Below are 23,313 nucleotides of genomic sequence, written 5' to 3' on the forward strand. Positions count from 1 at the left end.
TTAGTTATTTCTTTAACGCCAAATACTGTTGGCAAATAGGTTGCAGGCCATAGCTTAACAACTGCTGGTGATTAATCTCCGGTGGTTGGGCGTAGATCTTCACCATTTTATCTGCCAGTGATTGTTCATTCAGCTCTGCCAACGCATGACCCATGCCATTATTTTCTAAAATTTCCTCTGGCCCACCAGGGCAGCGGGTGCTGACTACCGGAGTATTACACAGCAATGCTTCAATCAGTACGTTACCGAACCCCTCACTGTCTGAACTGAGCACCAGCATCGCTGCATGTTTGATCAAGGGATAAGGGTTAGCTTGAAAACCGAGAAATAGCACGCGATCGGCAATATTGAGCTCAAAGGCCAATTTTCTGATGGCATTGGTGTGCTGTTCATCGCCTGTTCCCACCAAAGCTAGCGGAGCCTGGATGCCGGAAAGCGCATAGGCTTTCAGCAGGCGATCGTGACGTTTATGCGGATGAAAACGGCCCACGTGGATCAGATATTCTTGGCCTGCCAACTGGCAGGGTTCCGCCGCCTGTTGTGCGATCGCATCAATATCGAACGGGTTGTTGATGACGGCAAGTTGCTTAGGTTGAATCAACAGGTTTTGCCGCAGGTCATTCCCCACGGCCTGCGAGACGGCAACGATATTCTGACCCTGATAAACACGGGCAACCTTGCGCTTTTTCAGCCAGCGATCAAGACCGGTACGGTGGCCCAAGTAGGACGTCGAGAGAATGCCGTGGATACAGAACCACAACTGCTCAGAAGAAAGTACTTTGCTGTGGCTGACGATGCGGTCGGTTTTATGCAGGTTTGAGAACACCAGATCGTAACTGCCATGCTGTTGCTCGTTGGTGGCGATCGCTTGGTCGAGCATTTTGGCACGGCGCCTCAGTTCGGTCAGCTTACGCCAGGGTTTGCGGCTGGTATCCGCCATTACCTGATAATGGATGCCTGCGGGAATCGGGTAGTTACACACGTCACGCAGTGAAATCAGGCTAACGTCATGCCCCATTTGCTGCATACCCTGGCTCAGTGTCAGCACCACTTTTTCTGCGCCGCCGCCGGGCAAACCGTCGATAATCATCAGGATACGCATAATCAGTCCAGAAGTCGGTTGTAAAGATTAATCAATTGCTGTGAGAGATGGGCTGGCGTGGCAGGCATGATGCGCAACCTAGCCGCTTCTGCCATGCTTGAGCCCAGCACCTGTTGTGGTAAAGCATGAATGGCGTCGGTGATGGCGTTGACATCCAGCGCATCGGTGACAAAACCGTTTTTCCCTGGCGTGATAAATTCAGCACCGCCGCAGGTGGTGCTGGTGATCACCGGTAATCCGCATGACATCGCTTCCAGAATCACGTTAGGGAAAGGATCATAGAGCGTTGGCAGCAGCAGGGCATCCGCGGCCTGATAAAACGGCAACGTGTGTTTTTGCACCCCCATAAAGCGTACCCGATCGCTACAGCCCAGCGATTGCGCCAGCGCGCGGTAACGCTTCTCCGCTTTATCTTTGCCAACGACGAGTAAGTAACTTTCGGTCGGGGCGATCGCGCGGATGGCTGCCGCTAGGCCTTTACGTTCAAAGCCTGAACCTACAAAGATCAGGCAATGCGCCTGCTGGGGAAGGTGGTATTGCGTGCGCAGCTGTTGCCGTTGTTGTTCGCTGGCCGGTAAAAATGTCTGATTATCGATAGCGTTGTAGATCACCGTGACTTTGTCGGCAGGGACGCCGAAATCGTCAACGATCTCCTGCTTGATCATCTCTGCGTTACAAATCACGGCTTTCAGTTCAGGTGCGGCATACATGGCGCGCTCGGCACACATCACATAGCGATGATAGCGATTGGAAAACAGCCATTTGCGCCGCCACTCTGGCAGCAGGCGTGCGCGTTGCAGCAGCCAGCGGCGATGCACCCCATCACCGGCGCGGTAGATATCACAGCCGGGAATGCGTTCGTGGCTTTGTACCAGATCGAAATTTTCTTTCTGCCACAATGCCCTGGCCGCTTCGGCAAAGCCGCGTTCACGGCTGATGCGCCCGAACTTTATCGGGTTACACAGGTGGATATGCCAATTCGGGTTGGTATCACCCTGCCATTCGCGGGTGATGACGTTCAGCTCCAGATCTTGTTGCTCCAGCGCCTCCAGGGCACGGGAAACGAAACGCTCTGCCCCGCCATCCGGGCGGTATTTTTGGCGGACAATCGCCAAGCGAAATGCTTTCATGCAAGCGTGCTCCGCGCGGCTGCAAGCACCGCGTCTGTAGGAATAAGGTCGAGATAACGCTCATCGGTACCGGTATTGATGGCATCAGGGTCGGGCAATGTACCGTAGTCTCCAGCCCAGATAACCTGGCCGATCGCCTGCCAGGGGCGCCAGAATACCAGTTTGGACGGCCCGAACAGCGCAACGCAAGGGGTTTGCAGCGCAGCGGCCATATGCATCGGGACGGAATCTACGCCGATAAATAATGTTGCGTGATCGATCAGTGCAGCAAGCTGGCGCAAGGTCAACTGCCCGGCCAAAGAAACCACCCCTTGCGCTGGGCACTGTTCCAGTATCCGAGCGACCATCTGCTGTTCTTTGGCGTCTGGCCCTGAGGTGATCACCAATTGGTGCCCATCGGCCTGCAGTGCGCTGATGGTTGCCGCCATCTTTTCTTCACTCCAGCACTTGAAGAACCAGCGTGAAGTGGGTTGTACCACGATATAGGCACTGGTGATGCCTTTTTGTTGTAAAAGCTGCCGGCTGATTTGCTCGTCCTGCGGGCTATAGCTCATGGTTACCTGCTGGCTAACGGTAGGCAGACCGAGCGGTTGCAACAGCGAAAGGTTCTGTTCAACGGTATGCAGATGGGCATGGTCGGCTACTGGCACCAGATGGGTATGACAATGGCGCCATAAAAAGCCGCGGCGTTTCGGGAAGTCAAAACCCAGGCGGATACGTGCGCCGGTCAGCTTAGCGAGGAGTGCGCTACGCCATTGATCGGCAAGGTTAACCACCAGGTCGTAATGTTGCGCTTTCAACTGGCGGATCAGCTTCAGTTCGTGGGCGAGATGTTCTTTGGTTCCCTGTTTTTTCCATTGGCGATCGATGACCAATATTTGTGACAGTGCCGGATTGCTGGCCAGCATATCCTGTGTTTCTTGGTATAGCAGGATATCGATCTGCGCATTGGGGTAGTTTTGCCGCAGGGTATTGATGACTGGTGTCGTTAGCAGCATATCGCCGTGATGGCGAAGTTTAATAAGCAAAATCCGTTGCACTGGCATGGCAGGCGTTAGGGCAGGCGCATCGTTCATCATCAGTCGCTTTTAGGGAAACCAATCACTGATTCTAAATGACCCGATCGCATGTGGCTACTGTTGCTCGATTTTCTTGCCAGCCACATAAAAATAATCGGTTCTGGAGATAAATGCGGCACTGTGTTGTCCAAACGAGGCAGTAAAGTTGTTTGCCCTTGCTAAACAGGCTGCGTAACATAATGTATTCCGTTGATATCAGGCTCGATATTTATGACCAAACCGGCGTTTCTTATCACGATTGATACCGAAGGCGATAATCTGTGGCAAAACCACGATCGTATTTCGACCGAGAACACGCGTTTTCTACCGCGCTTTCAGGCGCTGTGCGAAAAATATGCCTTTAAGCCGGTTTATCTCACCAACTATGAAATGGCGGTGGATGCGGAATACGTTGAATTCGCTCGTGATGTGATTGTTCGCGGAACCGGTGAAGTGGGGATGCATCTGCATGCCTGGAACAGCCCGCCGCTGACGCCGCTCACTGATGATGACTGGTGCCATAAGCCCTATTTGATTGAATATCCTGCTGAGCAGATCCGTGCCAAAGTTGATCATATGACCAAGCTGCTGGAAGATGCTTTCCAGACCAAAATGCTCAGCCACCGAGCGGGGCGCTGGGCGTTTAACGAATTTTATGCCTCATTATTGCTGGAGTATGGCTATCAGGTCGATTGTTCCGTTACGCCACGTGTTAACTGGCAATACTCACCGGGTAATCCGCAGGGTAAGGGGGGCACTGATTATCGCCATTTCCCGTCGCAGGCTTATTTTATCGATCCGCAAGATATTGCCAAACCCGGTCATTCGACGTTGCTAGAAGTACCGATGAGTATTCAATATAAACATTCGGCGCTGATGAATGCGCTAAAACAGGGCTATGATAGCCTGCGTGGGAAAAAACGCTCCCCGTCGGTGCACTGGTTGCGCCCTGCTGGGGGCAATGTGGAGCAAATGAAACAGGTTGTGCAGCGTTCGCTGGCCGAAGGCAATGACTACGTTGAATTTATGCTGCACTCCTCTGAGTTTATGCCCGGCGGGAGCCCGACGTTTAAAACCGAGCAGGATATTGAAGCCTTGTATCGCGATTTGGAGCAACTTTTTAGTTGGTTGCAGCAACGTACGGTGGGAATGACGTTGGCTGAATATTATCAAAAGCAGATGAAAACTGGTTCTTAACATGAAAATCAGAAAAATGAAGTATGCTCATTGGTTTTTATCTGTTTATAATTTGCTGTTTGGCAATATAAAACCGAAAAAATCGTTGAGTCCTGACTATCCATTCAAACGCATCGTAGTATATTCTACGACAGCCTTGGGGGATTTTATGTTTAATACCCCAACGATGCGGGCTTTACGCCAGCGTTACCCTGATGCCCATATTACGTTAGTTGCGGGTACCGTTAATTATGCGATGGTAAAGGATTACTCGTGTTTTGATGAGGTTATTTTCTGGAATAATAAATTCCGGGATATGATGCAGGCCGTGTGTAAAATCCGCAAGCACAAACCTGAACTGGCGGTTATTTTGCATGGCCATCTGCCTTACGATATTCTCAGTGCGGCTTTAGCGGGTTGCCAATATATCCTGAGGGATAATTATCTGACCTTGCCCAAGGAATTAGATTCCTGGGTGATCAGTTGTTCATTGAACTTTAGTGGGCATCTGATTCAGCGTAAACTGGATTTGATGCAGTTTCTTGGGGGGGATACTTCCAAGATAGAAATGGAAATCCCCTGCTCATTTGAGAGGTTGGCCAAACCCGTCGGGCGGATACGGATCGGATTTAATATGGGCGCTTCAACCCGAGAGCGTTGTTGGCCTGTGAGTTACTTCACCGAGTTGGCTAAGAGACTTATTGATTCTCATGATGATAAGTGCGAGATCGTGATCATTGGTTCTCGTGCTGATCGCGAGCTGGCTGATACTTTACTGGCCGGTCTGAACAGTGTTCAACAGCAGCGCGTGAGCAATTATGTGGGTAAAACTTCGTTGCCACAATTAATTGGCGTAATTGATTCTTTAGATGTGCTGTTGACAGGTGATACAGGTCCACTGCATTTAGCCGTTGCGTTGAAAATACCGACCATCAGTCTGTTTGTTACCGCCAGCCCTAAATTTACCGGCCCTTATCAAAATAAAGAATTACATCATGTGATCGATCTCTCCTGCAGTCACCACCATGCGTTGAGCAGGCACCCTGAACAGCCATTGTCGATTATTCCCGTGGATCAGGTATATGGGATATTAGAAAAAATGTGTGTTACTTCGGCAAAGAATAGCTTTGACACAGTGAAGGGTTGAAATGAACATTGTGATTACAGGGTATGCTTTGAGTGGTTACGGTGGGATGGAAACCGTATGTAAAAGATTGGTTGAACTGATTGCGGTAAATAATCCTGATACTAAGGTTGATTTTGTCTTCTTCAATGAAAAAGGAGAGGTAGATGAGCAGTGGTATGCGGGATTAAACGTCCAGATGGTTGCCTCAACGGTGCGTAACACTAAGCTAAGGCGACTGCATTTTGCATTTGCCTTATCCAGTTTCCTGCGTAGAAGTAAACCGGACTTGGTTATCGCCCTAGACACCCTTTCTTGTTATATCGCCAACGTCTCTAGAAAACTGTGTCTGGGCCGATATCCTATTGCTTCTTGGCTACATTTCTCATTATATGATCTCTACAAATACACTTACATCCTCAAAGCCGACGCGCACTTGGTGATTAGCAACGGTATTAATCAGCAAGTTCGGGAGCTTGGGGTAAAAGAGAGGGATATCTATACCGTTTTTAATCCGGTGAAAAAAACTGAGGATACTATTCCAGTTAGCGTTTCACCTGCTAATTTTATTTATATTGGCCGTGTCATTTTTGAAGGGCAAAAACGGTTGAAAGACCTGCTGGATTCGCTGGTAGCCTTGCAAGGAGACTGGCGGCTGCACATAGTAGGGAGCGGTGCGGATTTGCTCCAGTGCCAGCAATATGCTGAAAAAAAAGGCCTTTCTGGTCGAGTTCTGTGGCATGGCTGGCAAGCACTGCCTTGGCTCTACGCTAAAACGAATATTGGCGATCTCAAGGCATTAGTATTGACCTCAGCGTTTGAAGGGTTACCGATGACCTTACTGGAGGCTATGGCTCACGGTGTGTATTGCGTGAGTTCAGATTGCCCAACGGGCCCTGCAGACGTTATTGATGGCATTAACGGCCATTTGTATCCGGTCAAGCAACGGGCTGAGTTGACGAAGATCTTGCAGGGCTTAGTTAATGGGGAAATCATGATTAACCAAGCACAGATCAAACAATCCATTGCTAAGTTTTACGACGATAGTTACTACTTGAATTTCAGACAGGCTCTTGACAGTATCCTGAAAAGTTACCATGGGAAATAGTATTTAGCCCGGTTCGCGGAACTCCGAACCGGGCTAAATTATCATGACTCTGGCGTTACTGGATTATTTCTTGCAAATAGTGCGATACATACCATATAGAACAGTAATGATTCTGCACTAATTAGCAAAACATCTGTTAAACCATAAACCACCATGCAGCAGCCAATCATCAGCAACGGGGTATTTCTCTGAACCAACGACTTTGTGAGGATATACCCGTAGAAAAATAGCACTGTCAGTAGGCCAACAATACCTTGTAGTGAGGCGGCCTCAAGCAGTTCGTCATGCAGGTGTGAGGTGATATAGGCCAGAGCCGTTTGATTTTTGGGATCATGAGCGACAATTTCGGCCGCTTGCTTCTGGCGAGCTTCAACGGTATTACCGAAAGGATGTTGTGAGAATATTTCTAGCCCGACACGCCATAATGAGAAACGGGAACCTAGCGATGAATCATCGTTGCCTTTCTGATACAACATGATTTCGGTACTGGTTTGTTCGATCTTGGGCTTAATATATTTACCGTAGGAAGCGATACCCACAACCCCCACCAAGGCTATGACAATCAGTAGCGGTTTAAGATGGATTTTGCGGAAGTGGAACAACATCATCAGTAGAATAAGTAACAGATGCGAGAGTATCGCGGCGCGTGTTCCCGTCATGACTATAATCAGGAATGAGCTAATAATTATCGCCGCTACTGCAATGCGATAGCCTGCATTCTGTTTTAGCTTGATCAATAGATAGATAAGCAGTATTGAAAGTGTAGAATAGATATAGGCTGCGATGGTTGCTCGGTTGGTACTGAGATCGATACGCTCAATACCATGATAAATCTGAACGAGGCCGTAGCTTGTCGCTAGTACAAAAGCCATAGTAAATGCAGCCAGTAAATATTGGCGATAGTTGAACGTAGTTAAATAATGCGAGAACTGGGTTATATAAAAAATCAACACCCCACCTACCACCAGTTTTTTACCTGCATCTAACTGTGTATCGCCATAGCCATATCCCTGCGTATGGCGATAAAGCACCAGTGTCCAGATGATTTTAACGAGCCCTATCATGATGAGAGCATAAGAAATATCCATCTTTGGTAAGCGGATATTTTTTCTTTCGACGAAAAGACCAAACATGGCAACGTAGAACGAGAAATAGAAAAGCTCACGTTGACGGGCCGTAATAATCAAAGTAAAAACAATAGATAAAATGGCCAGTATGAAACTGATGAAGTACAATCTTTGCCCTATTTTTTCCATAATAACTTTGCCGCTTTTCTCTTATAGCTGAATCTTATCGCTGGATTGATGAAAAACCCAAGACAACGAGTTTCACGTACTTTTTTACTCAAAGTATCCAACATCACGCTTTGTTTGATCCAAATTTTCTGTTTTAGTTCAATGTCTAGCCAATGGCATAATACCAAATCATGAAACTTGGGACCAAACAGTGTGTCCATTTTTTCAGTACACAAAAACAAATTATGTATTTTTTCTGCTGAGGGTGAATTCGATAGGCTTGAATTTCGCTTTATATAGAGATAATGACTCGCGCGCGAGAATACAATATGTTGGGATTGTGTGAGAATTTGTGGGAATACATAAAAATCTTCGTAGCAGGTAAACTCAGGGATCGGATTAGCTTGCAGGAGAGTACGCTTGATAAACTGCCCAATCAAATGTGCTTGAAAATCTTTATGGAGCAGGAAACGTGTAATCGCTTCATCCCGGGTCAGATATTCTGTTTGCAAACCGTGCCAGTTTTTATCTGCCTTGGTAAGATCGCGTACCTCATGCAGCTTTGTTAACAATAGGTCGGGCTTATTGTTGCCTAGAAAAGCGTTTATTTCATTCAGAGAGCCGCTTTTTAGCTGGTCGTCACTGTCGAGCATAGTGATGTATTCACCATGACTGTGTGCCACGGCGAAATGACGTACTTTACCAATATTTTTGAATTCTACGCTGAAATAACGAGCTTGAGGAAGTGCTTGGGCGAAATCGGCGAGCAATTCCCCGCTATTATCCGTTGAAGCATCATTCACCAAAAGGATCTCGCACTTCACGATGCTTTCACCTAGCGCGTCGAGCAGGCTTTGCAGTGTGTCGCGCAGGTAGTTAGCGCTATTGTGTGCAGCAATAATGATGCTGAGCAGAATATTCTGTGTGGGCATATTAGCGTATGTCCTCTAGGGTCAGGATAGGGGTTAACTCCCCCATAACCTGTTGTGCGCCGATATCAGCCATGTCGCTTCCTACTTCAGGGCGGCAGACATGCTGATTCCGCCCATACCCCCCAATCAACCCCGGATCGGTAGGGCCGAACAGCGTAATATTTGGGCGATCCAGTGCGGCGGTCAGATGACTGAGCCCGGTATCCACCGACACCACGCCTTTTGCACCGGCCAGCACTTCGGCCACCTGCTGTAGGCTGAGTTTCGGCAGCACTTCAACATGTTCAAACCCTTCCGCCAACCGTAAAGCGCGCTGATACTCATGCGTGGCTCCCCATGGCAGTTTGATCTTCAGCCCGGTAGCGGCGACCAATTCAATCAATTCGCGCCAGTTTGCTTCCGGCCAGTGTTTTTCATCACGCGTGGTGGCGTGCAGAAAAACCAGGTATTGCCCGGCGTCCGCAGGCGGTTGGCTGAGAAAGCGGGCAGCAATGGCGTAGTCACCGGTGTTTTGTGGTTTTTCATAGCCCAGGCTTTTGGCGAACAGCTCACGGATACGTTCTACCGCATGCTGCTGCTTATCTATCTGGTGACGATGATTATAGAACCAACTGGCAAATGGCTCACGGGCGCTTTTGCAGTCTGGGCCGTGCTTGCTGCCGTGGGCAATACGGGTTACCAGCGCCGCGCTTTTCATCAAACCCTGAGCGTCGATCACGATGTCATAGTTGCGTTCTTGCACCTGGCGTTTGAAATCGCAACGCTGCTGACGGGCTTCGGGGCCGAACCAGTTTTTGCGCCAGCGGCGAATGGCCACCGGAATTACGCGATCCACCGCCGGATGCCAGGTGGGGATCTGGCTGAACCCTTCTTCCACCACCCAGTCAAAACGGATGCCGGGGATGGCATGCATCGCGTCGGTCAAGGCGGGCAGCGTATGAAGCACATCCCCCATGGATGAGGTTTTGACGATCAGAACCTGCATGATTATTCCTCGCTGGCGGCAAGTAACGGCGTCAGCGCGTCTAACACCTGCTGTGGTTGAATGTCGATCAGGCTCTGGTGATAGCCCTGATCGGCATCACCCTTACGGACTTTATGATAGCCGCTGATCAGGCGGATGACTTTTGCCTTATTGGACAGCGGTGGCGTGAAGTCTGGGCTGCTTGGGCCATACAATGCTATCAATGGTTTGTTCAACGCTGCGGCAACGTGCATCAATCCTGAATCATTGCTGACTACCGCCTGGCAGGCAGCCAGCAGAATGACCGCCTGTTCCAACTGGGTTTCCCCGGCCAGATTGCGGCAGAAATCCCGCGCCTCTTCGGCCAGTGCGGCGCGGATCTGCTCACCGGCTTCATGATCTTTGGCCGAACCAAACAGGGCGATCTGATAGCCTTGGTCGATAAGCTGTTGCGCCAGCGCGGCGTAATGGTAGTGCGGCCAGCGTTTTGCCGGGCCAAATTCCGCCCCAGGGCAAAAACCGATAATCGGCCGGTGGTCGCTGAGGTTAAAGGCGGAGGTGGTTTCGGCAATCTCTTCGTCACTCACCTGCAGTTGCGGCCACAGCAGCGGCTGTGGTAAGTCTTCGGCCCGCTGCACCCGCTGTTTGTCATAGGCCAGTGCAACATAGCGTTGCACCATCAGCGGGAAGGCGGCTTTATCCAACGCACGGATGTCGTTGAGCAGGCCATAGCGCATTTCCCCGCGCCAGCCGGTGCGCTGCGGAACGTTGGCGAAGAATGGCACCAGGGCAGATTTAAATGAATTGGGCAACACGTAGGCGCGGTCATACCCTTTGGCGCGCAGGCTGTGCCCCAAACGGCGGCGCTCGCCCAGCCCTAATTTACCGTGGCCCAGCGGCATCGCCAGCGCCTGGTTGACTTCCGGCATACGCGCCAGCAATGGGCGGCACCAGGCGGGTGCCATCACATCAATGTCCGCCGACGGATATTCGGCCTTCAGGGTGCGGTAGAGACTTTGCGACATCATCATATCGCCAACCCACGAAGGGCCGATCACCAGTATTTTCATACCCTTTACAGGTTCCTTCCGCTTAAGCGGTGCGATTCAACCAGGCCATATATTCTTTGACGCCTTCGGCGACCGTTTTAAATGGTGCACTGTAACCCGCCGCACGCAGTTTGGTCTGATCGGCCTGGGTATATGCCTGGTAGCGGCCTTTCAGTTTTTCAGGGAATTCAATGTATTCCACCGCACCGGTCTGGTGGTATTCCACTACCGCATCGGCCACCGCCTGGAAGGTTTCTGCCCGGCCGGTGCCACAGTTGAAGATGCCGGATACGCCGTTCTGCCAGAACCACAGGTTGACCGCAGCAACGTCACCCACGTAGATGAAGTCACGCTTGAAGTTTTCACTGCCAGAGAACAGTTTTGGGTTCTCACCACGCTTAATCTGGTTGTTCAGATGGAACGCTACGCTGGCCATGCTGCCTTTGTGGCCTTCGCGCGGGCCATAAACGTTGAAGTAACGGAAACCACACACCTGTGACTCTGCCTGTGGCAGGATTTCACGCACGTATTGGTCGAACAGGAATTTGGAATAGCCGTAAACGTTCAGCGGCTGCTCGTACTGGCGCTCTTCGATAAAGTTATCTGTCCGCCCGCCGTAGGTGGCGGCAGAAGAGGCGTACAGGAACGGGATTTGGCGATCCAGGCAGAAGTGCAGGATATCTTTGGAGTATTGATAGTTGTTATCCATCATGTACTTGCCGTCCCACTCGGTAGTGGACGAACAGGCACCTTCGTGGAAAATGGCGTCGATATCACCCAGATCGTCACCGGCCATGATGCTGGCGATGAAATCTTCTTTGTCCATATAGTCGGCAATATCCAGATCCACCAGATTGACAAATTTGGTGCCGTCTTTCAGGTTATCCACCACCAGGATATCGCGATACCCGGTGTCATTCAGTGCCTTTATGATATTGCTGCCGATCATGCCGGCACCGCCAGTGACGATAATCATTGGGTTCACCCCTGTATTCTGCCCGGTGACGCACAATGCCCCACCCTATATGCTGCCTATAATAGCATTTCATGCCATTGGGAACAGCGGAACGGCTCTTAATATCCTGCTCGATGGGCCTATGCCATAATTTGCCGTGATATCTGCTGCACTTTTCATATTCTCTACTGCTCATTGTCGTCAGTTTGCTGGCAAATCAGTAAAATATGTTGAAAACGACCCTATTCTGGAGATTACCGAATGTCCACGTCCTTTTATCAGCAACTGGAACAACAGCTTGCGACTACCCGTGCCGAAGGGCTGTTTAAAGAAGAGCGCATTATCACTTCTGCGCAACAGGCTGATATCGCCGTCGCTGATGGCCGCCATGTGATCAATTTCTGCGCCAACAACTATCTGGGATTGGCAAACCACCCGGCCCTGATTGCCGCCGCCAAGGCGGGCATGGACAGCCATGGTTTCGGCATGGCATCGGTGCGCTTTATCTGCGGCACGCAGGACAGCCATAAACAGCTGGAGCAGAAGCTGGCGGGTTTTCTGGGCATGGAAGATGCCATTCTCTACTCCTCCTGCTTCGATGCTAACGGTGGCCTGTTTGAAACCCTGCTCGGCCCGGAGGATGCCATTATCTCCGATGCGCTGAATCACGCCTCGATCATTGACGGTGTGCGCCTGTGCAAAGCCAAGCGTTATCGCTATGCCAACAATGATATGAACGAACTGGCTGCGCAACTCAAGCAAGCCAAGGCGGATGGCGCTCGCCATATTATGATTGCCACCGATGGGGTGTTCTCGATGGACGGCGTGATTGCCAACCTGAAAGGCGTGTGCGATCTGGCTGATGAATATAACGCGCTGGTGATGGTGGACGACTCTCACGCGGTGGGTTTTGTCGGTGCCAACGGGCGTGGAACGCACGAATACTGCGAGGTCATGGGCCGCGTCGATATTATCACCGGCACGCTGGGTAAGGCGCTCGGCGGGGCTTCCGGCGGCTATACCGCGGCGAAGAAAGAGGTGGTGGAGTGGCTGCGCCAGCGTTCGCGCCCGTATCTGTTCTCCAACTCACTGGCTCCGGCGATCGTCGCTGCGTCGATCAAGGTGCTGGAACTGCTGGAGGAGGGGGATGCGCTGCGCGATCGCCTGTGGGCCAACGCACGTCTGTTCCGTGAAAAAATGACAGCGGCAGGTTTTACGCTTGCCGGTGCCGATCACGCCATCATCCCGGTGATGTTGGGCGAAGCAAAATTGGCACAGGATTTCGCCAACGCCTTGCTCAAGGAAGGCATTTATGTAACGGGTTTCTTCTATCCGGTGGTGCCGAAAGGCCAGGCACGTATCCGCACCCAGATGTCTGCTGATCATTCACCGGAACAGATTGAGCGTGCCGTTGCTGCGTTTATTCGTATCGGTAAAGAACTTGGCGTTATTGCATAAGGTAATCCCATGAAAGCATTGTCAAAATTGAAAGCGGAAGAAGGCATTTGGCTGACCGATGTGCCAGAGCCTGAACTGGGCCACAACGATGTGATGATCAAAATCCGCAAAACCGCCATCTGCGGCACCGATATGCACATCTACAACTGGGATGACTGGTCGCAGAAAACCATTCCGGTACCGATGGTGGTTGGCCACGAATACGTGGGTGAAGTGGTGGCGATCGGCCAGGAAGTCAAAGGCTTCAGCATTGGCGATCGCGTGTCCGGCGAAGGGCATATCACCTGTGGGCATTGCCGCAACTGCCGCGCTGGCCGCACGCATCTGTGCCGCAACACCATTGGCGTAGGGGTGAATCGCCCTGGGGCATTCGCGGAATATCTGGTGCTCCCGGCCTTTAACGCGTTCAAAATCCCCGACAATATTTCCGATGAATTGGCCTCGATCTTCGATCCGTTTGGTAATGCGGTGCACACCGCGCTGTCTTTCGATCTGGTGGGTGAAGACGTGCTGGTTTCCGGCGCTGGCCCGATCGGCATTATGGCCGCCGCCGTGTGCAAACACGTGGGTGCACGCCATGTGGTGATCACTGACGTAAATGAATATCGCCTGGATCTGGCACGCAAGATGGGCGTGACGCGTGCGGTTAACGTCAGCAAAGAAAACCTGAATGACGTGATGGCCGAATTGGGGATGACCGAAGGGTTCGACGTGGGGCTGGAGATGTCCGGTGCGCCGCCTGCCTTCCGCACGCTGCTTAATGCCATGAATCACGGTGGCCGTATTGCGATGCTGGGAATTCCGCCGTCGGATATGTCCATCGACTGGAATCAGGTGATCTTCAAAGGGCTGTTTATCAAAGGGATTTATGGCCGCGAGATGTTCGAAACCTGGTACAAAATGGCGGCATTGATCCAGTCTGGTCTGGATCTGACGCCGATGATCACCCACCGTTTCTCGATCGATGACTTCCAGCAGGGCTTTGACGCCATGCGTTCGGGCCAGTCTGGGAAAGTGGTATTGAGCTGGGACTAATGTAATAGGCGGAGCTGGTGCTCCGCCTATTAATCTTACGGCTTAGATTGCTCCGACCCTAACCAATACTGCCAACGATGTTTGAGCAACAGCACCACCGGTGACTGCGCCACGCTCTCCCCGATCACCATCAGCACTCGGCTGGCATCCACTTTCTCTTTCGGCAGTTTAACCTTGCACTGCTTGATGGCACCGGTAAACGGATTCTTCGGCTGAGTGGTGTGTGGCTTCGGCGGTGGAACATAGCTGCCAGCGCTTTGCTGCGGTTCATTCAGCAGAGCGCTGGGTTTGACCAGCACGATATCGCCCGGTAACGTGGCCAGCATCTGTTGCAGCACCTTCACCGTTGCCGGGCGCGGGTGGCCGATGGCGATGGCGGAACCGCTGCGGCGCGCCAAATCAACCGCACGGTTGAACTGGCGGCGGATATCGTCCGGGTTGGCGGTATCGTCAAGAAACACTTTACGTTTGATGACCTTGACGTGGGTGCCGGCTGCCGCGTGCGTCGCCTGGCTGTTACCGATGGTCATGCTGTCGAGAAAATAGAGCTGATAGCCGTCAAGCGCCTGCATCACCCGCTGCATACCGGGCAGGCTGGAGGTCATCGCGCTGCCCATATGGTTGTTCATGCCCACGGCATAGGGCACGTTATTCACCGCATTACGGATGAGGCGCTGAATTTCTTCACTGCTCATCGAGGGTTGCAGCGTATTGGGTTCCAACGATTGCTTGCTGAGCGGGGCCATCGGCATATGGATCAGCACTTCACGCCCCTGGCCGTGGGCTTTGGTTGCCATCATCCGCGCGTGCGGGGCGTTGGGCAGCACGGCGACGGAGACGGCTGTCGGCATTTGCAGCACGGCATTTTCTTCGTGCGGGCGATAGCCGACATCATCAATCACGATGGACAGTTTCCCGGCCTGTGCGAAACAGGCCAGCAACAGGGAGCCCAGCAGGACGGCAGTACGCAATTTGGAATAGTGCACTCTATCTTCCCAACCACGGCAGTGGGTTAACGGCCTGACCCTGGCGGCGGATTTCGAAATAGAGCGATGGTGTTCCCTGGCCACCGCTGGTGCCGACGAGGGCGATAGGCTGGCCAGCGCGCACCTGCGCCCCGACGCTGACCAATGCACTCTGGTTGTAGCCATACAGGCTCATGTCGCCCTTACCGTGCTCGATCACCACTACCAGGCCATAGCCTTGCAGCCAGTCGGCCAGCAGAACGCGGCCATCGGCGATGGCTTTTACTTCACTGCCTTCCGCTGCCGAGATCACCATCCCTTTCCAGCGTAATTCACCTTGCAGCGGTTCGCCAAAGCGATGTTCGGTGCGGCCACGTACTGGCCAGATGGCCTGCCCTTCAGGGCGGCCCAAGCCGCCGGTGCGCGCCATCAATGAACGTTCGCCTTCACTTGGCTGATAGCGGGTACCGGTTTTCTTCGCCTGCTGCTCTTTAGCACGCACCTGTTCACGCACTTTGGCGGCTTCCCGGGCTTCGCGTTCTGCACGCGCACGGGCTTCGCGCTCGGCGCGGGCGATCTGGTCACGCAGGCGGGTTTCGTTCTGGCGCAGCTCTACCAGCCGCTGCTGATCTTTTTCCAGCGAGGCTTCCAGCGCCGTTAGGGTTTTCTTGCGTGCGCTACGCGCCTGTTCCAGCTTCTGCTGCTGGGTTTGCTGTTCGTCGAGTAACGATTTCTGTTGGCCCTGTTTGGTTACCAGCGTGCCTTTCTGCTTGGCCAGCTGTGCGCGGGTTTGTTTCAGCTGTTCAATCGACTGTTGGCGCGCTTCATTCAGATAGCTGAAATAGGCCAGAATACGTTCGCTGCGCTGGCTCTCTTCACCGCTGAGGATCAGTTGCAACGCGCTGTGCTGCCCTTGACGGAACGCAGCGTCGAGCTGTTTGGCGAGCATTTCCTGCTGAGTAGACTGTTGTTTTTGCAGCTTGGCGATCGAGGTATTCAGGCCAGAAATATCTTTGCTCAGTTCGGTGAGCGTACTTTGGGTATCTCGCAGCGAGCGGCTGGCCTGTGCGATGGTTTTTTCCTGCAGTTTGAGTTGCTCTTGCAATGAGCTGCGCTGTTGTTGCTGTTGTTTAACCGCTTTTTCTTTTTCGGCGATGCTCTGTTGCAGGTCTTTGAGCTGGGATTTGTTGTCTTCTGCCGCGTTGCTGGCTAGCGGCAATAGTAATGCGCCAGCGAAAAGCACGCTGGCGCAAACGGTGGTCAACTTCCGTAACGCAGAGCGTTCAGGCAGCGATTGGCTGCCTGAGTTTGCGCCTCGGATGACCAGTGCAAAATTCGCCTTCTCCCTCATGGAGAAGGATTATTCCACGATGAACAGCGGCTTACCAGTCATCTCTTGCGGGATCTCCATTCCCATCAGGGCCAGCATGGTTGGCGCGATGTCGGAAAGTTTGCCACCTTCAACCGCTTTGGCCGGTTTGCCGACGTAGATCAGCGGCACTGGCAGGCTGGTGTGTGCCGTGTGCGCCTGGCCGGTAGCCGGATCGCGCATCTGCTCAGCGTTGCCGTGGTCTGCGGTGATCAGCAACTGGCCGCCAACGGTTTTCACCGCATCAACCACCTGCGCGATGCAGTGGTCCAGCGTTTCGACCGCTTTGACTGCTGCTTCATAAACGCCGGTATGGCCGACCATATCGCCGTTCGGGTAGTTACAGATAATGGCATCGTACTTGCCGCTGTGGATGGCGGTCAGTAGCTTTTCGGTCAGTTCTGCGGAACTCATTTCCGGTTGCAGATCGTAAGTTGCCACTTTTGGTGAGTTGATCAGCACACGTTCTTCGCCTTTGAACGGCTCTTCGACGCCGCCGTTATAGAAGAAGGTAACGTGGGCGTATTTTTCAGTTTCTGAAATGCGCAACTGGGTTTTGTCGTGCTTCATCAGCCACTCGCCGAAGGTGTTCGCCAGCGAGGCCGGTGGGTAGGCGCAGGCGGTCTGGATGTCGGCGGCGTATTCGGTCAGCATCACGAAATCACCGAATTTCACCACTTTGGCCCGTGGGAAACCGTCGAAATCGGCATTGACAAAGGCGCGGGTGATCTGGCGCGCGCGGTCGGCACGGAAGTTCATGAAGATCAGCGCGTCGCCGTCATTCATCTCGGCAGTGGCTTCGCCTGCTGCCTGGATCACGGTTGGCTTCACGAATTCATCGTTTTCATCGCGGGCATAGGCGGCTTGCAGCGCGGCAACGGCGTTATCGGCGGTATATTCGCCTTTGGCCTGAGTCAGCAGATCGTAAGCCAGCTGCACGCGATCCCAACGGTTGTCGCGGTCCATGGCGTAGTAGCGGCCAACGATAGAGGCAATGCGCCCGGCGCCCAGCTTGGCGAACTCATCACTGAAACGTTTCAGTGTGCCTTCAGCACTGCGCGGCGGAGTATCACGTCCATCAAGGAACGCATGCAGGTAAACGGCTTTGGCTCCGCGCTGTGCGGCGAGTTTGATCATCGCCAGAATATGATCTTCGTGGCTGTGTACGCCGCCAGGGGACATCAGGCCCATGATATGTACCGCTTTGCCCGCTTGCACCGCTTTGTCTACGGCGGCGGTCAAGGTGGCGTTGGTGAAGAAGTCACCGTCTTTGATTTCTTTGTCCAGACGGGTCAGATCCTGATACACGATGCGGCCAGCACCCAGGTTGACGTGACCGACTTCCGAGTTGCCCATCTGGCCATCAGGCAGGCCGACATCCAGGCCGGAGGCGGCAATCAGGGTGTGTGGCTGTTGTTGCCACAGGCGATCCATGACCGGCGTTTTGGCATTCAGGATCGCGTTGTCCTGCTGTTCTTCCCGGTGGCCATAACCGTCCAGGATCACCAGAACCATGGGCTTTTTCGTACTCGACATTGCTATAACCTCGTTATGATCGCTTAAGTTGTGAATAGCCATCAACCCATTTGGAATGATGGCTATTCACCCTCCAGAACCGAATGATTTTACAACAAAGCCGGGCAAAAAGAGCCTAGAAAGATCAAAGTTGCCCGCAACAAAGGTGACTTTTCTCGCGTCATTGCGCTAATTTCCCGGTGCAGACCGCAGTTTCTGCATTCGCGTTTGCTTATTGGCTGTATTTGCCGCATTCGGCAGGTATACTCTGAAACCTTGACTTATTTTCCCTTAACTGACGGGAGTTGTTACACCCCATGCTGCAAGAAATTATGCAATTTGTTAGCAGGCATCCCATACTAAGTCTGGCTTGGGTTGCATTGCTGGCTGCTGTGATCGTGATGACCTTCAAGAGCCGTTTCTCCAAGGTAAAAGAGATCTCCCGTGGCGAAGCTATTCGCTTGATCAATAAAGAAGATGCTGTCGTGGTGGATACCCGCAGCCGGGATGATTTCCGTAAAGGCCACATTGCCAACGCCATCAACCTGACGGCGAGTGAGATTAAAAATGGCAGCCTCGGCGAGTTGGAAAAGCATAAAGCCCAGCCGGTTATTGTGGCTTGTGCTAACGGCACCACGTCGCGCGATCCGGCAGAAAACCTGAGTAAAGCCGGTTTTGTCAGCGTTTACACTCTGAAAGACGGCATTGCGGGCTGGAGCGGTGAAAACCTGCCATTGGCTCGCGGCAAGTAATTTGTTCACGTAGTGGTAGTTTAAGGTGGTTTTTCCATGGCTAACATCGAGATTTACACCAAAGCAACCTGCCCGTTCTGCCATCGCGCCAAAGCGTTGCTGAACAGTAAGGGGGCGGCGTTTAACGAGATCGCTATTGATGGTGATAACGTGAAGCGCGAAGAGATGATTGCACGCAGTGGGCGAACCACCGTGCCTCAGATTTTCATCGGTGGCCAGCACGTGGGTGGCTGCGATGATTTACATGCACTCGATGCTCGTGGTGGCCTGGATCCGCTGCTTTAAGCGGACAGTTATAACCAACGTGTTGCGCGGCAACGTGCAGTATGAAGGGTATAACGGTTACTGAGTGTCAATAAGGATATTTAACTAAGGGTAATACACACATGTCAGAACAAAACACCACCGAGATGGCTTTCCAGATCCAACGTATCTACACCAAGGATATCTCTTTCGAAGCGCCAAACGCTCCGCAAGTATTCCAGCAGGAATGGCAGCCAGAAGTTAAACTTGATCTGGATACCGCTTCCAGCCAATTGGCTGATGGCGTGTATGAAGTTGTGCTGCGCGTAACCGTCACCGCGTCTCTGGGCGAAGAAACGGCGTTCCTGTGTGAAGTTCAGCAGGCAGGTATCTTCTCCGTAGCCGGTATCGAAGGGACGCAGCTGGCGCATTGCCTGGGTGCATACTGCCCGAACATCCTGTTCCCGTATGCGCGCGAGTGCATCACCAGCCTGGTTTCCCGCGGCACGTTCCCGCAACTGAACCTGGCACCGGTCAACTTTGACGCGCTGTTTATGAGCTACTTGCAACAGCAACAGGCGGAAGCCGAAGGTGCCGCATCACATCAGGATGCCTGATGAACACCGTCAATGCTTCAATGACTGTTATCGGTGCCGGCTCGTACGGCACCGCATTAGCGATTACGCTAGCGCGTAACGGCCATCCGGTCGTACTGTGGGGGCATATCCCCGAAAAAATTCAGATTATGCAGCGCGATCGCTGCAATCAGGCATTCCTTCCCGACGTCGCTTTCCCCGATACCTTGCTGCTCGAAGCCGATCTGGCCCGCGCGCTGGCGGCCAGCCGCGATGTGCTGGTGGTGGTGCCGAGCCATGTCTTTGGTGACGTGTTGCGCCAGTTGAAGCCGCATTTACGCCCCGATGCCCGCGTTGTATGGGCGACCAAAGGCCTGGAGGCAGAAACCGGGCGCTTGTTGCAGGACGTGGCACGCGAAGCGCTGGGCGATAATATTCCGCTGGCGGTGATCTCTGGGCCGACCTTCGCTAAAGAGCTGGCTGCCGGGCTGCCGACGGCGATCGCACTGGCAGCCACCGACGAGCAGTTTGCCGAAGATCTGCAGCAGTTGCTGCACTGTGGCAAGAGTTTCCGCGTGTACAGCAACCCGGATTTTATTGGGGTGCAGTTGGGGGGCGCGGTGAAAAACGTTATCGCCATCGGCGCTGGCATGTCCGACGGTATTGGTTTTGGTGCCAACGCACGCACCGCGTTAATCACCCGTGGGTTGGCAGAAATGAGCCGCCTGGGTTCCGCGTTGGGTGCAGATCCGTCCACATTTATGGGCATGGCCGGGTTGGGTGACTTGGTGTTAACCTGCACGGATAATCAATCGCGCAACCGGCGTTTCGGTATTATGCTGGGGCAAGGTATGGGCGTGAAGGAAGCACAGGACAGCATTGGTCAAGTGGTAGAAGGTTACCGCAATACCAAAGAGGTTTTGGCGCTGGCGCAACGCCATGGTGTGGAAATGCCGATTACCGAGCAGATTTATCAGGTGCTGTACTGTAATAAAAATGCCCGCGAGGCAGCGTTGAGCCTGCTGGGGCGCACCAGAAAAGACGAAAAACACAGCGCGTGACCTAAGGAAGGGTTCAGGACCCGAGATAGAGTGTCTTGTGCCTCAGGATTGGATTGAGCCATCTTGCCCGCCCCCTGGCAAGATGGCTTGTTTTGTCAGGCAGAGAGGAAAGCGATGTCAGCAGAAGAGTTAGAGCAGGTCTGGAGCAATATAAAATCAGAGGCGAGAGCACTGGCTGATTGTGAACCGATGCTGGCTAGCTTTTTCCACGCGACGTTGCTGAAGCATGAAAATCTGGGCAGTGCGCTCAGCTACATCCTGGCCAACAAGCTGGCCAACCCGATCATGCCAGCGATTGCCGTGCGTGAAGTGGCGGAGGACGCTTACCGTTCTGACTCACACATGATTGTTGCCGCAGCTCGCGATATTCTGGCGGTGCGGCTGCGTGACCCGGCGGTGGATAAATACTCTACGCCACTGCTGTATCTCAAAGGCTTTCACGCTTTGCAGGCTTACCGTATTGCACACTGGCTATGGATGCAGGGGCGCCAGGCTTTGGCGATTTACCTGCAGAATCAGATCTCTGTTGCCTTTAGCGTGGATATCCATCCGGCGGCCACCATCGGCTGTGGCATCATGCTCGATCATGCGACCGGCATTGTGATCGGTGAGACCGCGGTGGTGGAGAATAACGTCTCCATCCTGCAATCGGTAACCCTCGGCGGTACCGGTAAAACCAGCGGCGATCGCCACCCGAAAATCCGTGAAGGCGTGATGATCGGCGCAGGTGCTAAAATTCTCGGCAATATTGAAGTGGGTAAAGGGGCGAAAATCGGTGCCGGTTCGGTGGTACTTCAGCCCGTGCCCGCGCATACCACCGCGGCGGGGGTGCCTGCACGCATCGTCGGGCGGCCTGAAAGTGATACGCCATCAATGGATATGAATCAGTATTTCAACGGTGTGAATCACGGGTTTGAGTACGGCGACGGGATTTGACCCGCCGCCCTATCGTTACTCCAAATAAAACACTTCACGTAGCGCCGAGCTGACCGGGCTGTGATCCGGGTTGCTCGGCATCACGTCACCCATAAAGCGCCACCAGCGCTGGCAGGCATCCGTATTAGCTACAGCGTTCCAGCGCTCCTCCGACTCGATCTCCACATAGCCAAACAGCAGGTTGCGTGCTTCGTCCAGAAAAATAGCGTAGTGGTGCGCTCCGTGATCTTTCAGCACCTGTGCCAACTCTGGCCAGATCGGGTTATGACGCTGTTGATATTCCGCGTGAGCATCTGGGTTAACCTGCATCACAAAGGCTTTACGGATCATAGAATTTCCTCCGAATTACAATGCGGTTAAATACAACTCACGCACCTGTTCGCGATCGGCCGGACGTGGATTGCAGGGGGCACAGGGGTCGGCTAACGCCTTATCCAGCCAATTTTCAATATCGGCCTCTTTTATACCGAGTGCAGAGAAACCGCTTGGGATCCCCACGCGCAGCGACAGTGCGCGAATAGCGACGATCGCCTGATGGCTGGCCTGTTCTTCATCCATTCCCTGGGTATCCACGCCCAAAGCCTGCGCGATGCGGGCAAAACGCGCCACGGCATTGGGGCGGTTAAATGCCTCAATCACCGGTAGCAGAATGGCATTGCACACGCCGTGCGGCAGATTGTGAGTGGCACCGGGCTGATGGGCCAGCGCATGCACCAGGCCAAGCCCGGCACTGTTGAACGCCATACCAGCCAGATATTGGCCATACGCCATCATTTCCCGCGCTTGCAGGTTTTTACCATCGTCCACCGCCGCGGGTAGCCAAGTGCCGATCAGGCGGATCGCTTCCAGGGCCGAGTGATCGGTCAGCGGATGCGCCCCTACGGAAACATAGGCTTCTATTGCGTGAGTCAGCGCATCCATGCCGGTAGCGGCGGTCACGCTGGCAGGAATATTCAACATCACTGCCGGATCGTCCACGGCGATGTCCGGGATGATGTTGGTGTCGATAATCACTTCTTTGACGTGGCGTTGGCTGTCGATGATTACCGCATTGCTGGTCATCTCGGCTGCGGTGCCTGCAGTGGTGTTGATGGCGACCAGCGGCGCACCTGCGTGTTTGACCTTGCCTACGCCGCAATAGGCGGTGGAAGGACCAGGGTTGCCGGTCAGGATTTTGATCGCTTTGGCGGTGTCGATCGGGCTGCCACCGCCGAAAGCAATCAGGTAGTCACACTGGTGTTGCTTGAACGCTTGCCAACCCTTCTGCACCAGTTCTTCGGTCGGATTGGGGAATACTTCACTGAACATCGCGTAGGGCAGTGCCTGTTGGTGCAGGGCACTGAACAGCCCAGCCAGCAGACCAAGCTCAACTAACTGACCATCGGTGACGATCAGCGCTTTCCCCCACTGTTTTTGCGCCAGCAGCTTAACCATGTCTTCAATGGCGCCACAGCCGTGCAAACTGATTTTCGGTAATGCCAGCATGAAACTCATATGTATTACTCCTGAGGTGAGAAGGCATTGTGATGCGCCCACATCCCCTTCATCTTCCAAGCTACAGCGTTGTTGGCT

Annotated in this window: 23 protein-coding genes; 10 read left to right on the forward strand and 13 right to left on the reverse strand. The window is 53.1% G+C overall.

Features of this window, described 5'->3' with window-relative positions:
- Positions 1 to 4 precede the first annotated feature (4 nt).
- From WG891_RS13975 to rfaQ, 3 genes are read right to left on the reverse strand one after another with little or no spacing between them, the layout of a single operon-like run.
- Positions 5 to 1,102 carry a glycosyltransferase gene (locus WG891_RS13975; protein ID WP_337263255.1) on the reverse strand — a complete coding sequence of 366 codons (1,098 nt, stop codon included), beginning with the start codon at positions 1,100 to 1,102 and terminating at the stop codon, positions 5 to 7.
- 2 nt (positions 1,103 to 1,104) lie between these two features.
- Positions 1,105 to 2,232, reverse strand: a complete 1,128-nt coding sequence (locus tag WG891_RS13980; RefSeq protein WP_337263254.1) for a glycosyltransferase family 4 protein — start codon at positions 2,230 to 2,232, stop codon at positions 1,105 to 1,107.
- Complete coding sequence (gene rfaQ, locus WG891_RS13985; RefSeq protein WP_337263253.1) at positions 2,229 to 3,311, reverse strand: putative lipopolysaccharide heptosyltransferase III; 1,083 nt, start codon at positions 3,309 to 3,311, stop codon at positions 2,229 to 2,231. Before rfaQ ends, WG891_RS13980 begins: the two co-directional genes overlap by 4 nt.
- Before the next feature lie 210 nt (positions 3,312 to 3,521).
- Here rfaQ and WG891_RS13990 point away from each other — a divergent pair, with 210 nt between their 5' ends.
- Genes WG891_RS13990 through WG891_RS14000 form a run of 3 tightly spaced genes read left to right on the forward strand, consistent with a single transcriptional unit; the run spans position 3,522 to position 6,697 of the window.
- Positions 3,522 to 4,487 carry a polysaccharide deacetylase family protein gene (locus WG891_RS13990; RefSeq protein WP_337263252.1) on the forward strand — a complete coding sequence of 322 codons (966 nt, stop codon included), beginning with the start codon at positions 3,522 to 3,524 and terminating at the stop codon, positions 4,485 to 4,487.
- A 1-nt stretch (position 4,488) separates the two neighbouring features.
- Entirely contained in the window at positions 4,489 to 5,613 is a 1,125-nt protein-coding gene (locus WG891_RS13995; protein WP_337263251.1) for a glycosyltransferase family 9 protein, read from the forward strand.
- Position 5,614: 1 nt separating this feature from the next.
- A complete protein-coding gene (locus WG891_RS14000; protein ID WP_337263250.1) occupies positions 5,615 to 6,697 on the forward strand; it encodes a glycosyltransferase in 1,083 nt (360 codons plus the stop codon).
- A gap of 41 nt (positions 6,698 to 6,738) precedes the next feature.
- Here the strand turns inward: WG891_RS14000 and WG891_RS14005 are convergent, their stop codons facing one another.
- Genes WG891_RS14005 through rfaD form a run of 5 tightly spaced genes read right to left on the reverse strand, consistent with a single transcriptional unit; the run spans position 6,739 to position 11,853 of the window.
- Positions 6,739 to 7,953 carry an O-antigen ligase family protein gene (locus WG891_RS14005; RefSeq protein ID WP_337263249.1) on the reverse strand — a complete coding sequence of 405 codons (1,215 nt, stop codon included), beginning with the start codon at positions 7,951 to 7,953 and terminating at the stop codon, positions 6,739 to 6,741.
- Positions 7,941 to 8,864: a glycosyltransferase family 2 protein gene (locus WG891_RS14010; protein WP_337263248.1), complete on the reverse strand. Its 924-nt coding sequence runs from the start codon at positions 8,862 to 8,864 to the stop codon at positions 7,941 to 7,943. The genes WG891_RS14005 and WG891_RS14010 overlap by 13 nt, the downstream gene beginning before the upstream one ends.
- A 1-nt stretch (position 8,865) precedes the next feature.
- Positions 8,866 to 9,849 (reverse strand): lipopolysaccharide heptosyltransferase RfaC, encoded by a 984-nt coding sequence (gene rfaC, locus WG891_RS14015; RefSeq protein WP_337263247.1) that lies wholly within the window; start codon positions 9,847 to 9,849, stop codon positions 8,866 to 8,868.
- A gap of 2 nt (positions 9,850 to 9,851) precedes the next feature.
- Positions 9,852 to 10,898 carry an ADP-heptose--LPS heptosyltransferase RfaF gene (gene rfaF / locus WG891_RS14020; protein WP_337263246.1) on the reverse strand — a complete coding sequence of 349 codons (1,047 nt, stop codon included), beginning with the start codon at positions 10,896 to 10,898 and terminating at the stop codon, positions 9,852 to 9,854.
- A 22-nt stretch (positions 10,899 to 10,920) separates the two neighbouring features.
- Positions 10,921 to 11,853, reverse strand: a complete 933-nt coding sequence (rfaD, locus tag WG891_RS14025) for an ADP-glyceromanno-heptose 6-epimerase (protein ID WP_076943965.1) — start codon at positions 11,851 to 11,853, stop codon at positions 10,921 to 10,923.
- Between the two features lie 240 nt (positions 11,854 to 12,093).
- On the opposite strand from rfaD, the gene kbl reads away from it, so the two are divergent.
- Positions 12,094 to 13,290, forward strand: coding sequence for a glycine C-acetyltransferase (gene kbl / locus WG891_RS14030; RefSeq protein WP_076943966.1), 1,197 nt, complete (start codon positions 12,094 to 12,096; stop codon positions 13,288 to 13,290).
- Positions 13,291 to 13,299: 9 nt separating this feature from the next.
- Entirely contained in the window at positions 13,300 to 14,325 is a 1,026-nt protein-coding gene (gene tdh, locus WG891_RS14035; RefSeq protein ID WP_337263245.1) for an L-threonine 3-dehydrogenase, read from the forward strand.
- Between the two features lie 35 nt (positions 14,326 to 14,360).
- On the opposite strand, the gene WG891_RS14040 is transcribed toward tdh, so the two are convergent.
- From WG891_RS14040 to gpmM, 3 genes are read right to left on the reverse strand one after another with little or no spacing between them, the layout of a single operon-like run.
- Complete coding sequence (locus tag WG891_RS14040) at positions 14,361 to 15,311, reverse strand: divergent polysaccharide deacetylase family protein (RefSeq protein ID WP_337263244.1); 951 nt, start codon at positions 15,309 to 15,311, stop codon at positions 14,361 to 14,363.
- A gap of 1 nt (position 15,312) precedes the next feature.
- Complete coding sequence (gene envC, locus WG891_RS14045) at positions 15,313 to 16,641, reverse strand: murein hydrolase activator EnvC (RefSeq protein WP_156293233.1); 1,329 nt, start codon at positions 16,639 to 16,641, stop codon at positions 15,313 to 15,315.
- Positions 16,642 to 16,650: 9 nt separating this feature from the next.
- Positions 16,651 to 18,195: a 2,3-bisphosphoglycerate-independent phosphoglycerate mutase gene (gene gpmM / locus WG891_RS14050; RefSeq protein WP_337263243.1), complete on the reverse strand. Its 1,545-nt coding sequence runs from the start codon at positions 18,193 to 18,195 to the stop codon at positions 16,651 to 16,653.
- Between the two features lie 296 nt (positions 18,196 to 18,491).
- On the opposite strand from gpmM, the gene WG891_RS14055 reads away from it, so the two are divergent.
- The 5 genes from WG891_RS14055 to cysE all read left to right on the forward strand — a co-directional run bounded on the left by WG891_RS14055 (position 18,492) and on the right by cysE (position 21,741).
- Entirely contained in the window at positions 18,492 to 18,926 is a 435-nt protein-coding gene (locus WG891_RS14055) for a rhodanese-like domain-containing protein (RefSeq protein WP_076943970.1), read from the forward strand.
- Positions 18,927 to 18,962: 36 nt separating this feature from the next.
- Positions 18,963 to 19,211, forward strand: coding sequence for a glutaredoxin 3 (gene grxC / locus WG891_RS14060; protein ID WP_337263242.1), 249 nt, complete (start codon positions 18,963 to 18,965; stop codon positions 19,209 to 19,211).
- 101 nt (positions 19,212 to 19,312) lie between these two features.
- Positions 19,313 to 19,786, forward strand: a complete 474-nt coding sequence (gene secB / locus WG891_RS14065; protein WP_337263241.1) for a protein-export chaperone SecB — start codon at positions 19,313 to 19,315, stop codon at positions 19,784 to 19,786.
- Positions 19,786 to 20,805 (forward strand): NAD(P)H-dependent glycerol-3-phosphate dehydrogenase, encoded by a 1,020-nt coding sequence (gpsA, locus tag WG891_RS14070; protein WP_337263240.1) that lies wholly within the window; start codon positions 19,786 to 19,788, stop codon positions 20,803 to 20,805. Before secB ends, gpsA begins: the two co-directional genes overlap by 1 nt.
- A 114-nt stretch (positions 20,806 to 20,919) precedes the next feature.
- Complete coding sequence (cysE, locus tag WG891_RS14075) at positions 20,920 to 21,741, forward strand: serine O-acetyltransferase (RefSeq protein ID WP_337263239.1); 822 nt, start codon at positions 20,920 to 20,922, stop codon at positions 21,739 to 21,741.
- Positions 21,742 to 21,756: 15 nt separating this feature from the next.
- Here cysE and rhaM read toward each other — a convergent pair whose 3' ends face one another.
- Positions 21,757 to 22,071 carry an L-rhamnose mutarotase gene (rhaM, locus tag WG891_RS14080; protein ID WP_076943975.1) on the reverse strand — a complete coding sequence of 105 codons (315 nt, stop codon included), beginning with the start codon at positions 22,069 to 22,071 and terminating at the stop codon, positions 21,757 to 21,759.
- A gap of 15 nt (positions 22,072 to 22,086) precedes the next feature.
- A complete protein-coding gene (gene fucO / locus WG891_RS14085; protein ID WP_337263238.1) occupies positions 22,087 to 23,235 on the reverse strand; it encodes a lactaldehyde reductase in 1,149 nt (382 codons plus the stop codon).
- Between the last annotated feature and the right edge of the window lie 78 nt (positions 23,236 to 23,313).

Origin of the sequence: Serratia sp. MMO-28, from assembly GCF_037199905.1 — a bacterium.
GTDB lineage: Bacteria > Pseudomonadota > Gammaproteobacteria > Enterobacterales > Enterobacteriaceae > Chania > Chania oryzae.

Bases quoted from the DNA above. Each gene is read 5' to 3' on its own strand.
- WG891_RS13975 (WP_337263255.1), bottom strand. From the start codon at position 1,102: ATGCGTATCCTGATGATTATCGACGGTTTGCCCGGCGGCGGCGCAGAA.
- WG891_RS13980 (WP_337263254.1), bottom strand. From the start codon at position 2,232: ATGAAAGCATTTCGCTTGGCGATTGTCCGCCAAAAATACCGCCCGGAT.
- rfaQ (WP_337263253.1), bottom strand. From the start codon at position 3,311: ATGATGAACGATGCGCCTGCCCTAACGCCTGCCATGCCAGTGCAACGG.
- WG891_RS13990 (WP_337263252.1), top strand. From the start codon at position 3,522: ATGACCAAACCGGCGTTTCTTATCACGATTGATACCGAAGGCGATAAT.
- WG891_RS13995 (WP_337263251.1), top strand. From the start codon at position 4,489: ATGAAAATCAGAAAAATGAAGTATGCTCATTGGTTTTTATCTGTTTAT.
- WG891_RS14000 (WP_337263250.1), top strand. From the start codon at position 5,615: ATGAACATTGTGATTACAGGGTATGCTTTGAGTGGTTACGGTGGGATG.
- WG891_RS14005 (WP_337263249.1), bottom strand. From the start codon at position 7,953: ATGGAAAAAATAGGGCAAAGATTGTACTTCATCAGTTTCATACTGGCC.
- WG891_RS14010 (WP_337263248.1), bottom strand. From the start codon at position 8,864: ATGCCCACACAGAATATTCTGCTCAGCATCATTATTGCTGCACACAAT.
- rfaC (WP_337263247.1), bottom strand. From the start codon at position 9,849: ATGCAGGTTCTGATCGTCAAAACCTCATCCATGGGGGATGTGCTTCAT.
- rfaF (WP_337263246.1), bottom strand. From the start codon at position 10,898: ATGAAAATACTGGTGATCGGCCCTTCGTGGGTTGGCGATATGATGATG.
- rfaD (WP_076943965.1), bottom strand. From the start codon at position 11,853: ATGATTATCGTCACTGGCGGTGCCGGCATGATCGGCAGCAATATCATA.
- kbl (WP_076943966.1), top strand. From the start codon at position 12,094: ATGTCCACGTCCTTTTATCAGCAACTGGAACAACAGCTTGCGACTACC.
- tdh (WP_337263245.1), top strand. From the start codon at position 13,300: ATGAAAGCATTGTCAAAATTGAAAGCGGAAGAAGGCATTTGGCTGACC.
- envC (WP_156293233.1), bottom strand. From the start codon at position 16,641: ATGAGGGAGAAGGCGAATTTTGCACTGGTCATCCGAGGCGCAAACTCA.
- gpmM (WP_337263243.1), bottom strand. From the start codon at position 18,195: ATGTCGAGTACGAAAAAGCCCATGGTTCTGGTGATCCTGGACGGTTAT.
- WG891_RS14055 (WP_076943970.1), top strand. From the start codon at position 18,492: ATGCTGCAAGAAATTATGCAATTTGTTAGCAGGCATCCCATACTAAGT.
- grxC (WP_337263242.1), top strand. From the start codon at position 18,963: ATGGCTAACATCGAGATTTACACCAAAGCAACCTGCCCGTTCTGCCAT.
- secB (WP_337263241.1), top strand. From the start codon at position 19,313: ATGTCAGAACAAAACACCACCGAGATGGCTTTCCAGATCCAACGTATC.
- gpsA (WP_337263240.1), top strand. From the start codon at position 19,786: ATGAACACCGTCAATGCTTCAATGACTGTTATCGGTGCCGGCTCGTAC.
- cysE (WP_337263239.1), top strand. From the start codon at position 20,920: ATGTCAGCAGAAGAGTTAGAGCAGGTCTGGAGCAATATAAAATCAGAG.
- rhaM (WP_076943975.1), bottom strand. From the start codon at position 22,071: ATGATCCGTAAAGCCTTTGTGATGCAGGTTAACCCAGATGCTCACGCG.
- fucO (WP_337263238.1), bottom strand. From the start codon at position 23,235: ATGAGTTTCATGCTGGCATTACCGAAAATCAGTTTGCACGGCTGTGGC.